This window comes from Bacillus sp. GW821-FHT01G09 (assembly GCF_059422205.1).
The window spans coordinates 53,916-66,118 of the sequence record NZ_JBWKWL010000001.1 but is presented as its reverse complement, the minus strand read 5'-3'; the positions used below and the strand labels follow the sequence as shown (position 1 = coordinate 66,118).

Below are 12,203 nucleotides of genomic sequence, written 5' to 3'. Positions count from 1 at the left end.
AGGGGAGAATGTTTATCTTTTTCCTTTAATATAAGGCACGCCATTGGCTTTTGGCGCATCTGCCCGCCCGATAAAGCCGGTTAAAGCGAGAATCGTTAAGACATAAGGAGCCATCAGCATATACACATTTGGTATGTCTTTAAAAAGAGGGAGCAGCGATCCAATGATGCTTAAGCTTTGGGCGAATCCGAAAAACAGGGCGGCCCCCAGTGCTCCGATCGGATGCCATTTTCCGAATACAAGCGCTGCCAGGGCGATAAAACCTTGCCCGGAGATGGTAGAGTGCGTGAAATCAAGCGCAATTGTGGAGGCATATACGCCGCCGCCGAGACCGCCGAACAATCCGCTGATCATCACGCCGATGTAGCGCATTTTATATACGTTGATTCCCATCGTATCGGCCGCCATCGGATGCTCGCCGACAGAACGGATACGAAGGCCGAACGGCGTTTTGAACAAGATAAACCAGGAAATAAAGGCAAGTGCTATTGCAAGAATAGACGTATAATAGACATCCGAAAAGAAGATCTTTCCCAAGACGGGAATATCGCCCAAACCGGGGATTTTCGTCTTATAAAAAGGCTCTGGAATTTTGTCTGTCTGCGCTTTGCCGTAGATCAGTTTGACGATAAATAAAGTTGCCCCAAGCGCCAGCATGTTAATGGCGACACCGCTGACTGTCTGGTCGGCGCGAAACGAAATCGCCGCTGCCGCGTGAATCAGTGAAAACAGGGCGCCTGCTGCCATGGCGGCAAGGAGCGAAAGCCAAGGTGCGGCGGCACCTAATTCCTGACCAAAAAATAAATTAAATAACACGCTGGTGAACGCCCCGATAATCATGAGGCCTTCTAGGCCGATATTCACCACACCTGATCTCTCGGAAAACACGCCGCCGAGAGCAGTTAAAATAAGCGGGGCCGCATAGACGAGTGTGGCAGGGACAATGATAGATAAAATCTGCACAATGTCCACTTAGTTCGCCCCCTTTTTCTTCAATTTGCCCATGACGAAACGAATCGCATAGCTTGAAGCCACAAACAGAATAATAATGGCAATCACAATATCAACGACCTCTGATGGAACGCCTGATTCAATCGGCATATTTAATGCGCCGATTTTCAGCCCGCCAAGCAGGCATGCTGCCAGTATAACCCCGATGGCTGTGTTTCCCCCGAGAAGAGCGACAGCGATACCGTCAAAGCCTACGCCGGTAAATGCGCCTTTCACTGCTGCGTATTCGAATGTTCCTAGCCCCTCCATGGCTCCGGCAAGGCCTGCAAAAGCGCCGGAGATAAGCATGGAGGTCATGATATTCTTCCGCACGCTCATGCCGGCATACTGGGAAGCGTGCTGGTTAAACCCGACCGCCCGGAGCTCAAATCCTTTTGTAGTTTTGTTGATGATAAACCACATGATAACTGCTGCGAGAAGGGCAACGATGATTCCCAAATGCAGCCGTGAGTAATCGGTGATCTGTTCAAGAAAAGGAGAGCGGAGGGAGGCGGATTCGTGAATTTTCCCCGTCTTGTCCTGATGATCTGTCAAGACGTTTGAAATGATGTAATTGGTCATGTGCAGCGCGATATAATTCATCATAATGGTGACAATGACTTCATGAACGTAAAATCGCGCTTTCAAAATGCCGGGAATAAACCCCCATAATCCTCCTGCAGCTGCCGCTGTAATCAATGCGAGCGGCAAGTGAATATATGCCGGTCCGTCAAACGCCGTACCGACCCAAACCGCTGCTGTCCAGCCGACGAGCAGCTGTCCCTCGACGCCGATATTAAAGAGTCCGGTTCGGAATGCAAAGGCGACAGCCAATCCGGATAAAATATAAGGCGTAATTTGCCGGATTGTTTCTCCGACATAATAGATCTCTCCGAATATCCCATTCCACAAAGCCGAATATCCGCTGGCCACACTGTAGCCGCTCACAAGCATAATCAACGCGCCGGCCGCAAGACCAAGTATGATTGCGATGAGCGGCACGAGTAAATGAGAGAGTCGTTTAACCATTTGCTTTCCCCGCTTCCTTTTGCGTGCTTCCTGCCATCAAGAGACCAAGCTCCTGTTCAGTGGTTTCCTGCGGATTAACGCTGGCGATAATGCGTCCTTCAAAAATAACGGCGATTCTGTCACTGAGATTCATAATTTCTTCAAGCTCAAACGAGAGGAGAAGAACGGCTTTCCCGGCATCACGCTGCTCAATGAGCTTTTTATGGACAAATTCAATCGCTCCGACATCAAGGCCGCGAGTCGGCTGGGCGGCAATTAATAAATCAGGATTTCTGTCTACTTCCCGCCCGATAATCGCTTTTTGCTGGTTTCCGCCTGACAATGCCCGAGCGTGTGTATATTCATCCGGCGTTCTGACGTCGTACTCGCTGATCAGGCTGCGTGCTTTTTTGTACATTTCGCCTTTATGTAAAACGCCCAATGCTGAATACGGCTTTTTGTAATAGCTTTGCAGCAGGATATTCTCTCCGATTGGAAAATCAAGGACGAGACCGTGTTTATGGCGATCCTGAGGAATATGCCCGATCCCGGATTCAGTGATTTTTCTTGGCGGCAGGTTTTGGATCTGTTTTCCGTTTAAGGTGATTGTTCCTGAATCTGTTTTGCGGAGTCCTGTCACCGCTTCGATCAGCTCTGATTGCCCGTTTCCGTCGACGCCTGCTATGCCGACTATTTCTCCCGCTTTGACAGAAAGAGACAAATCTCTGACTGTCTCTATTCCGCGGGTATCCTTTACAGTTATGCCGTCAATCGCAAGCACTTCCGCTCCCGGCTGAGCAGCTCTCTTTTCAGTTTTGAACGATACCTCGCGGCCGACCATTAGACTGGCGAGTTCGTCTTGGTTTGTATCACGGACATCAAGGGTTTTGATGCCTTTTCCTTTACGGATAACCGTAACGCGGTCACAAATCTCCATAATCTCTTTCAGCTTATGGGTGATTAAGATGATGGACTTCCCTTCTTTGACCAGGTTCTTCATAATTTGCATCAGTTCCTTAATTTCATGAGGCGTCAAAACAGCCGTCGGTTCATCAAAAATCAGAATGTCGGCACCGCGGTAGAGGGTTTTTAATATTTCTGCGCGCTGCTGCATACCGACTGATATGTCAGCTGCTTTTGCTTCAGGATGGATCTGCAGGCCGTATCGATCGGAAATGTCCTGCACCTCTTGGCCAGCACGCTTCCGGTCAATTCTGCCAAACTTCTTTGGCTCCTTCCCGAGAATAATATTTTCAGCAACTGTAAAGGTGTCAACAAGCATAAAGTGCTGGTGCACCATTCCAATTCCAAGGTCATTCGCTTTGTTCGGGCTGTTGATGTGCACCTTCTCGCCGCGCACCCGAATTTCCCCCCGCTCCGGCTGATACAGCCCGAAAAGGACATTCATCAATGTTGATTTCCCCGCTCCGTTTTCACCGAGCAACGCGTGTATTTCGCCTTTTTTGACTTGAAGATTGATATTGTCATTGGCGACGATACCTGGAAACTCCTTGCGGATATTGAGCATTTCAATGACATATTCCATTGATTGACCGCTCCTTTATTTCAAAATAAAAGAAAAACAAGGGATAAGGGCTCGACCTCCTTATCCCTGCGATTCTTATTCAGCTTTGAAGGTTTTGAGCTCTTTCTCAGTTGCCGGGACTTCCAATCCGTCGATGATTTTTTTCTTCCATTTATCGACCGCTTTGATCACATCATCCGATAGATTTTGTTTAGATGGAGAAATGCCGACTCCGTCTTGATCAAGCCCGTAGGTAAGTGTTTCGCCGCCCGGGAACTTTCCGTCACTCGCTTTTTTCGTTACATCTTCAACGACTGTATCTACTTTTTTCACCATGGAAGTGAGGGTGACGTTATCATCTGTTCCTTCTACCTGGCCTTCTGCGTATTGGTCTTTATCGACACCGATGACCCAGACATCGCGTTTTGGATCTTCTTTTTTCAGGTTTTTCGCTTCAGTAAAGACGCCTGTGCCAGTGGCGCCCGCAGAGTGATAAATAACATCTACGCCTGATTTATACATGCTTTCGGCGGTTGCTTTGCCGACATCGGCTTTATCGAACCCCCCTGCGTATTTCACTTCTACAACGGCTTTAGGGTTAACTGCTTGTACGCCGGCACGGAAGCCGACCTCGAATTTTTTGATTAACTCTGATTCCATGCCGCCTACAAAGCCGATTTTTCCTGATTTGCTTGATAGGGCTGCGGCCACTCCGACGAGAAATGAGCCTTCCTGCTCTTTAAACGTAATACTTGCGACGTTGTCTTTATCGACAACAGCATCTATAATCGCAAAGTTTGTATTTTTGCGCTGGTCAGCAATTTCGCTGATTGAATCCTCCATTAAGTAGCCGACGCCGTAAATTAAGTCAAAATTCTCACGCGCCAATTTATTTAAGTTCGTTGTATAGTCTGCATCTGATTTGGATTGAAGATAGTCGTAACCGTTTTTGCCTTTTTTCAGCCCATTCTCTTTCCCAAAGGCTTGGATGCCTTCCCAGGCTGATTGGTTGAAGGATTTGTCATCCACTCCGCCTACGTCAGTAACCATCGCCACACTGAATTTGTTTTTGCCTTCGCCGGAGCCGCTGCTTTTTTCGCTGTTTCCGCATGCTCCTAATATGGTGCCTGCTGCGATCACAAGTGACATCGCCAATCCGATTTTTCGTTTATTCAAGATATAACCCCCCCAGAAAAATTTGGTTCAAAGCTGATCCGGCCAGTCATATGATGGGCTGTCCTGAACAATTTCTTAGAATCGATAAAATTTTCTGATAATAACAAATGGAATGCGCTGAGACAGTTCTATTCTTCCCTGAATAAGCGTGGTGTGAGTATTTCCTTCGAAAGGCGGGGAAGAGAAGGATGCGGAAGGCGTTCCGGGCGGAAAACCGTGACATCGTTTTCTGAAGTAAGACTTATGACTTAGTTTTTCGGGATCAACTAACCAATCATAATTTATCATTTAACTAATAAGAAATAAATAGAATTTCGCATAATTTTTTAAAAAGTATCTATTTTTAGAATTATTTGCTTAAAAATGTGAAAGGCCCTTTGTTATTCTTGTATAACTTATCAACAATAGAATCAAGCATCTTGGCAAGAGATATGACAGAAAAACGCACTGCTCAAAGCAAGCAGTGCGTTTTCTTATAGATATTGCTTTATTCCGTTAAGGTTACTGTTGTTGACGTTGTACTGAAACACAGGTCTTCCGATCGTTCCGTACGCCATTTCTACATTCAGAACCTGTATATCTTCAAGAAACTTTAAGTATTTTCGTATGGATACTTGAGAGATTTCTGTGTGCTTTGCCAAGTCTTCTGTCGTAAAAGATTCATTTTCAAATGACTGGATACTGGACCAGATCAGCTTCAGCGTGCTTTTTGTCAGGCCTTTAGGAAGCTGCACTTTTTCTGTTGCTTCTTTCTTTTGAAAAAGCTCGGCGTCCAGTTCTTTTTGGCTCATGTTGCGATGGGTTGAATACACCTTTTGTTTTCGTCTGTAATCAGACAGAGCCGTTTGGAAGCGTTCAAATTCAAACGGTTTGATTAAATAATCAACAGCTCCGTACCGAAGTGTTTTCTTGATCACGTCAAGCTCGCTGGCCGCTGAGATGACAATCACGTCAACCGCTTCATTTTGTGCTCTCAATTCCGTCAGCAGTTCCAGCCCGTTTTTTCCCGGCATATAAATATCAAGCAAAATGAGGTCGATATGGTGCTCGCCTAAAATATGCAGAGCGCTTTGAAAGGAAGAAGCGATGCCTTTCAGCTGAAAGCCATCTATTTGGCTTAAGTATCGTTTATTTAATTCACCCACCATGGGGTCATCTTCAACTATTAGTACATTAATCATGATTTTCCTCCTTCGGTTCGTACGGGATGCGAATACTGAATGTCGTTCCTTCATTCTTTTCGCTTGTGAGGATCATTTGGCCTTTTAAATTTTCGATGCTTTGCTGTGTGAAATAAAGGCCGAATCCCCGGTTTTTGCCCTTTGTTGAATAGCCTTGTTCAAATACTTTGGCTTGGTCTTCTTCAGACATGCCTGCTCCAGTATCGGTAATTTCAATATCAAGTATGCTGTTATGGAAGCGCATGGACATGGTGATTTGTTTTTTCGGCATATCGGCAACGGCGTCTAAGCCATTGTTGATGAGATTTCCGATGATTGTAATAAGTTCATGGATGACAGAAGGGTCTGCCGCGTTCGGGATGACACCGTTGCATTCAATATCAAGATTTGCGCCCTGCTCACGTATAAAGCTTTGCTTTCCAAGCAGAAAACCGGCCAGTACGGAGCTTTTGACATCATTTATAATTTCACTTGTTTCTGATTTTTGCTGTATGGCTATATCTTTAATATAATCTCCAAGATCATCATACTCTTTCAGCTGGACGAGACCTAATATCACATGCAGTTTGTTCATAAATTCATGAGACTGCGCTCTCAGTGCGTTTGCATACATTTTAACACCGGAAAGCTGTTCAGCTAAATGTTTTACCTCGGTCTTGTCGCGGAATGTTGCAATCGCTCCGACAGTTTGTCCTTTCAGCTGGATAGGAACTTCATTAAACACAAGCTCCAGCCCGTTAATGCGGACGTCTCTGTCTTGAAGAGGTTTTTTTGTCTCAATGACCTTTTTCAAGCGGCTTTTCGGCAAGATGTCATCTACATCCTGATCAATGGGATTTGTGTTGATGCCCATTTTGACGAATAGGCGTTTTGCTTCCGCGTTGGCAAGTTTAATTTTGCCATGTTCATCGACAGCGAGTATTCCTTCCTTCGTCGATTCCAGCATCGCGCTCCGTTCTTCAAGCAGAGTCGCAATTTCATAAGGTTCAAGTCCGTACATGATATTTTTCACTGTACGGGCGACGATAACGGCTCCGATCACACCGACGAAGATGCTGACGCAAATAATAAAGTAAAGCGGCCGTAAGCTATGGCTGATCACTTCATCAATTTCATTTACGGTGATGCCGACCGCGACTGCACCGACTTGTTTTCCATTCTCCGCGTAGACAGGGACGAACGCTCTCTGCGATTTCCCGAGCGTGCCAGAGGCTGTGCTGATATGGACATGCCCTTTTAATACCTCGGACTCATCACCGCCTCTGAATTTTTTTCCGATTTTGCTCGGGTCAGGATGGGTTTTGCGGATACCGTTCATATCCATGACGACAACAAATTCCGTGCCGGTAATTTTCTGAACCCGCTTTGTGTAGCTCTGCAGTTCCTTTTGTTTTTTTCCGCTTTCTAAAGCAGCGGCTGTCATCGGCGCTTCAGCTACCATTTCAGCAGTCTGCAGCGCAGTGGCCTTTTCCTGATCTCTAATTCGTTTGGTGGTTTGGGCACCGACTGTAAAAAACGTAATGAGCAATGCGATTAATACAACGATACAAACAAATATGGTGAGTCTGGTTTGCAGTTTTAATGTTTTTTTCATATAAAACTTCCTTACGTTTTATGATTCCTGCGTACTACTTTACTCTCAAAATGCTGCTTTGTGAAGATTTGGGACCGTAATTCGTAAAAAGGAGAAAAAATGGAATAATTTATCTTGTCAATGTGTTTTAAGTCCTCCATAATAAATGAGGTAGATTATAGAAAGGGACTTTTTTATATGAAAAATACTTATTTGACAGGATATTTTCCGCTGATTGCGATCCTGCTTTTTAGTTCGTCCTTATCCATCTCAACTTCACTTTATGCGTTGAAGATGCTGTCTTCATTTGGAATGTATGATGGAATGCTCGATTATTTTTCAGAGAAAGGAATCAGGCTTGCGTTATTTGCTGCCTTTGCACTTTTATATTTTATGGTTCTGTCCGCTCTGAAATTAATTGCAAATACCGTGACCGAGCTGTCATTGCTGTTTTTTGCTAATGATCCGGAAGGGAACAACCTGAAAAAACTCAGAATGGGTTCCATGATTTATTTGGGCGGCGGGATTTTATCCTTTGTGCTCTTGCAAAATGTCATTTGGATTGTGATCTGGTTTGCGGTCGTCACGCTCGCTTACTTTGTGTTTACCGTATACCGGATTTATTCGACGCTTTCTCTCATGTCATTAGTTGGATTCATTCTATTGGAACTGCTGTTTTGGTTTACCTTTGTTATCGGTATTCTGTTCATATTTATCAAGCTTTATAATAGCATAATGGCTAGCTTACCTGTGTAAGCTAGCCATTTCAGCGTTTGGTGGTCAGATTTGCGCTTCGTACTCTATACGCAATAAAACGGTGGCTAGATTCTCAGGTTTCCGCCGTTTCACATCCAATGCTCGCTCTTCATCGACTTCAAAAGTTCAATCACGCTGAAAAGATGACAAAATCCTAAAACGAAGCCGTTTTAGGATTTTGTCAACAATCTGTGATGGCTAGCTTCCTAGCCATTTTTTATTTACGGTAAAAATCTTTTTTTAATAGAAGGGGAGGGGAGCATACATTCATTTTTTTTGCCAAACCACTTATAGCGGTTTTTGGCAATGAAAGAATAAACCATATCTCTGACAGGCTTCGGTACTGCGAAAAACAGGACGAAGAGCCGCCATGGGCCTCGCAGATGCCTGAAAACCTTAATGGCTGCAGTTGACTTTGTGTACACTTGGCCGTCTTCAATAAAGACAAAGCTGTCAAATCGATCAGTCGGAAGCCCGCTTTTTTTCAGCAGGCTCTGTCCTGTTTCCGACTGCAGCGATGTGAAAGAAATCAATCCGTCCGGATCACGTTTAATGATAAATTGCACGGCGCCATTGCATAAATTGCAGACACCGTCAAACAGCAAAACGCGATTTGGAATTTGTTCTGAAGTCACCCCATATCCCCTCCGATCCTTTAATAAGCCGCTTGCAGCGTTCCTTTCCAGATGGAAAGCTGAGGGCTGATGCTGTGAAGATATTCAACGCTGGTCGGTGTGTCCTTTCCGACCCAGACACCCATTGTATACGTATCAGTCAGGCCGACAAACCACATATCGTGATAATCATTTGATGTTCCGGTTTTACCGCCGATGTAAGGCGCATTGAAATATGCTTTTTTCCCTGTTCCGCTTTTCACAACGGAAGACATCAGTTTTTTCAGCTGCATGTTCGTGCGGACGCTGAATATTTGAGTCGTTTTATCATTCCATTTATAAAGCGTTTTTCCTTTAAGGTCTGTCACCTTTGTAATCGCATGGCTCGGCGTATAGCTTCCGCTGTTGCCGAATGTCGTATAAGCCTTTGTCATCTCAAGAGGCGTCATGCCGTTTGTAAATCCGCCAAGCGCCGCCGGAAGAAGATAGTCACTGTCGACAAGTTTGGCAAAATGATACGGCTCAATATAACTGAATGCCTTTTGGATGCCGACGCGGTCGAGCATTCTAATAGCCGGTGTATTATATGAATTTTTAAACGCCGTATCAAGCGTCACTGTGCCGTAAGTGCGGTTATTGTAGTTTTGCGGACAGTAGTCTTTGCTGCAAAACTTGCTGGCATCAATGGTGCTGCTTCCTGTCGCGCCGGTCTGTTCAATATAAGGGCCGTAATCAAGAAGCGGCTTAATGGATGACCCCGGCTGCCTGTACGCCTGGTAGGCGCGGTTAAAGTCATATTTTTGATAGTTTTTCCCGCCGGATAGAGCGATGATTTGATGCGTCTGGTGATTAATCACAGCCGCTCCGCCCTGTACGTCCGCATACGGGAGCTTGGAATTCATTTGTGCCACAACTTGATTTTGCATGTATGGATCAAGTGCAGTATAAATTTTCACGCCGTCTTTCATCAGCGTGCTGACTCTTGCGGACAGCTCGTTCTCGATCTTTTCTTTTTGTTTTCCTGATGCTTTTTGAAGGCGTTTATCAAAGCCTTCTGATTCAGACACCAGCTGAGTGAATTCATCATTGACGTAGGAAACGTAGTCAGGATATTTGTCTTCTCTTTTTTCAACATCCAGTTTGATTTTTTGTTTTACGGCTTTTTTCAGCTCTTTGTCCGTAATGACCCCGGCATCTTTTAGCCCTTTAAGCAAACGTTCTTGACGGCTTTTCGTGTAGTCAAAATGCTTGAGAGGATCATATAATGTAGGGTTATTAGGTATAGCACAGATAAAAGCCATTTCTCCCACTGTGAGAGATTTCAGCGGTTTGCTGAAATAGAATTCAGCCGCTGAACCGACGCCATAAACACCATTGTTAAAATAAATGGTATTTAAGTAAGCTTCAAGAATTTCATTTTTCGTATATTTTTTCTCCAGCTGATAGGAATACGCGAGCTCTGTCAGCTTGCGGCTGAAGGAGCGTTCGTGGCTCAAATACAAGTTTCTAGAAAGCTGCTGTGTGATGGTGCTGGCACCCTGGTCAATTTTCTTGTCTTTTACGTTAGAAGCAGTAGCCCGCACCATTCCCATAAAGTCAAAGCCTTTATGCTCGTAAAAATGGCGGTCCTCAGATGTTAAGAAAATCTGTTTGACTTCCTCGGGAATCTTGTTAAATGGAACGAGCACACGGTTTTCGTGGTCGCTGACGATTTCCGAGACAAGGGAGCCGTCCCTGTCATACATGTAGCTGTTCTGAACAAGGCTGATATCTTTCAGATTAATATTTTTATCAAGCACCTGATCCAGGGACTTCATTTGTTTTACTTCTTTTCCGGAAGCGATAACTGTAAATGCAAACAATGGGATTATGCAAAGGAGCAAAATCCATCCGATAATTTTTCGTAACATGGTCACTCTCTTTTCTCCTAAATTCTAGCCATATCGTACCATTCTTTTGAGATTACGAGAAGGTTAAATTTAGAAGATTCCTCAGTTTTTTCTCGGAATCAACTTGCTTTGGCATAAGAATCTTTCCGAAGTTTCTGCATGATCCAAAGCATGCAGGCGCCGGCGAAAAAGAGAAACGCCGTGACGTAAAAGGTGGCCGAAATGGTAAAATGGCTCGATATGATTCCGCCGAGCAGAGGCCCGAGCACGTTTCCTAAAAAGCGAAAGCTGACATTGTAGCCGAGAACTTCACCTTGAATGCTGCCGGGAGCCTGAACGCGGATCGCTGCCGTAATGCATGGCAGCAAACCGCCCATTGCCATTCCGAATAAAAATCTGAAAACAAGGAGCACGCTGAGTGAGGACGCGAGCGCCTGCGGAATAAAAAAGAAAGAGGCGGCGAGCAAAAGTCCGATTAAAATGCGGCGGTGGCCGTAGCGGTCGCCCAGATCACCCCATTTTCTAGCCAGCAGCAAACTTCCGAGCCCCGTTGCTGAAAATGCCATGCCGGAGAAAAAGGCAAGATTGACAGGTCCGTGCAGCTCATTTACATATAAAGCGAGCAGGGGCTGGATACTGAAATTGCCTGTTTGAATCAGCATGGTTAACAGCATCATGACCCACAGCGCCGGCTGGTGAAAAATATAGGAGAGCACTTCTTTTCTCGAGTAAGACGTACGTTTGGCTGTTTTCTCTGCAAGAGGCTTTTCTTTGACACCAAATAACACGAGAAGAACAGACGAGAAAATCACAAAGGATGTGATAAAAAAGGTATACGTAAAGCCGAAATGATCAGCAAGCATGCCTCCCAAAAGCGGGCCGAACAAGCTTCCGGACACTTGCCCCATTTGCAGCGTGCCAAGTGTTTTGCCGGCTGAGCTCTTCGGAGTCTGTGCCGAAATCATCGCAAGAGATGTCGGGATGAATCCGGTTACAAGACCCATTGCCATACGCAGAAAAAACAATTGGTACACCGATGTAACAAAGCCCATGAAGAAAATGCTGAGGGCAATGCCTGTTCCGGTTGCCATAAGGATTTTCTTATATCCGCGTTTGTCTCCGAACCGTCCCCAAAACGGGGATACCAAAAACGCCATGAGAAATGTAATGCCGAACACATAGCCGCTCCACCTTTGCACAAAGCCGTTTGAAAAAGAGCTGAGCGTCTCAATGTATAAGGAGAGAAAAGGAACGATCATCGTTGTGCTAGCGGAGACAAAAAAGTTCGCCAGCCACACAATGACAAAGTTTTTCTTACGGATAGAAATAACATCACCTTCTTATTATTTCGGGTTCCTTACTAATTATAAAGAAACGATTCACAATTTAAAAGAAACGAAGCGGCTGGGAAAATTCATTATTTTTAGAAAATGAAGAAATGTCGAGAAGGGGAATTGATATACTATAAAGATAGCATTTTCTGATCGGAGG

At 45.0% G+C, this 12,203-nt stretch carries 11 protein-coding genes; 2 read left to right on the top strand and 9 right to left on the bottom strand.

The features are described 5' to 3' along the window. Positions 1–12: 12 nt before the first annotated feature. The 6 genes from nupQ to maeL form a co-directional block, all read right to left on the bottom strand. Complete coding sequence (nupQ, locus tag AC07VD_RS00335; protein WP_032722433.1) at positions 13–972, bottom strand: guanosine ABC transporter permease NupQ; 960 nt, start codon at positions 970–972, stop codon at positions 13–15. Further along, complete coding sequence (nupP, locus tag AC07VD_RS00330; protein ID WP_014480696.1) at positions 973–2,019, bottom strand: guanosine ABC transporter permease NupP; 1,047 nt, start codon at positions 2,017–2,019, stop codon at positions 973–975. Then, the gene (gene nupO / locus AC07VD_RS00325; protein ID WP_124058994.1) at positions 2,012–3,544 is read right to left on the bottom strand and encodes a guanosine ABC transporter ATP-binding protein NupO; all 1,533 of its coding nucleotides are present in this window, start codon (positions 3,542–3,544) and stop codon (positions 2,012–2,014) included. Before nupO ends, nupP begins: the two co-directional genes overlap by 8 nt. A gap of 75 nt (positions 3,545–3,619) precedes the next feature. Further along, positions 3,620–4,699, bottom strand: a complete 1,080-nt coding sequence (gene nupN, locus AC07VD_RS00320; RefSeq protein ID WP_015384509.1) for a guanosine ABC transporter substrate-binding protein NupN — start codon at positions 4,697–4,699, stop codon at positions 3,620–3,622. A 473-nt stretch (positions 4,700–5,172) separates the two neighbouring features. Then, on the bottom strand, positions 5,173–5,880 hold the full coding sequence (gene maeM / locus AC07VD_RS00315) for a two-component system response regulator MaeM (protein WP_014477821.1): 708 nt from the start codon (positions 5,878–5,880) through the stop codon (positions 5,173–5,175). Beyond that, positions 5,873–7,474 carry a two-component system sensor histidine kinase MaeL gene (maeL, locus tag AC07VD_RS00310; protein ID WP_003228835.1) on the bottom strand — a complete coding sequence of 534 codons (1,602 nt, stop codon included), beginning with the start codon at positions 7,472–7,474 and terminating at the stop codon, positions 5,873–5,875. Before maeL ends, maeM begins: the two co-directional genes overlap by 8 nt. Positions 7,475–7,651: 177 nt before the next feature. Here maeL and AC07VD_RS00305 point away from each other — a divergent pair, with 177 nt between their 5' ends. Further along, a complete protein-coding gene (locus AC07VD_RS00305; protein WP_003228837.1) occupies positions 7,652–8,209 on the top strand; it encodes a YufK family protein in 558 nt (185 codons plus the stop codon). 221 nt (positions 8,210–8,430) lie between these two features. On the opposite strand, the gene AC07VD_RS00300 is transcribed toward AC07VD_RS00305, so the two are convergent. The 3 genes from AC07VD_RS00300 to AC07VD_RS00290 form a co-directional block, all read right to left on the bottom strand. Continuing rightward, positions 8,431–8,844, bottom strand: a complete 414-nt coding sequence (locus tag AC07VD_RS00300; protein ID WP_003228839.1) for a thiol-disulfide oxidoreductase DCC family protein — start codon at positions 8,842–8,844, stop codon at positions 8,431–8,433. Between the two features lie 20 nt (positions 8,845–8,864). Next, complete coding sequence (locus tag AC07VD_RS00295) at positions 8,865–10,739, bottom strand: transglycosylase domain-containing protein (RefSeq protein WP_124058992.1); 1,875 nt, start codon at positions 10,737–10,739, stop codon at positions 8,865–8,867. A 92-nt stretch (positions 10,740–10,831) separates the two neighbouring features. Continuing rightward, positions 10,832–12,040, bottom strand: a complete 1,209-nt coding sequence (locus tag AC07VD_RS00290; RefSeq protein ID WP_224913148.1) for a multidrug efflux MFS transporter — start codon at positions 12,038–12,040, stop codon at positions 10,832–10,834. Between AC07VD_RS00290 and AC07VD_RS00285 the strand changes: the two genes are divergently transcribed. After that, entirely contained in the window at positions 11,943–12,146 is a 204-nt protein-coding gene (locus AC07VD_RS00285) for a hypothetical protein (protein ID WP_003243502.1), read from the top strand. The two genes, AC07VD_RS00290 and AC07VD_RS00285, sit on opposite strands and share 98 nt — an antisense overlap. Positions 12,147–12,203 lie beyond the last annotated feature (57 nt).

What these genes read in the sequence shown, in the direction of transcription:
- AC07VD_RS00285 (WP_003243502.1), top strand. Translation starts at nt 11,943, where the DNA reads ATGTATAAGGAGAGAAAAGGAACGATCATCGTTGTGCTAGCGGAGACA.
- nupP (WP_014480696.1), bottom strand. Translation starts at nt 2,019, where the DNA reads ATGGTTAAACGACTCTCTCATTTACTCGTGCCGCTCATCGCAATCATA.
- AC07VD_RS00305 (WP_003228837.1), top strand. Translation starts at nt 7,652, where the DNA reads ATGAAAAATACTTATTTGACAGGATATTTTCCGCTGATTGCGATCCTG.
- maeL (WP_003228835.1), bottom strand. Translation starts at nt 7,474, where the DNA reads ATGAAAAAAACATTAAAACTGCAAACCAGACTCACCATATTTGTTTGT.
- maeM (WP_014477821.1), bottom strand. Translation starts at nt 5,880, where the DNA reads ATGATTAATGTACTAATAGTTGAAGATGACCCCATGGTGGGTGAATTA.
- nupO (WP_124058994.1), bottom strand. Translation starts at nt 3,544, where the DNA reads ATGGAATATGTCATTGAAATGCTCAATATCCGCAAGGAGTTTCCAGGT.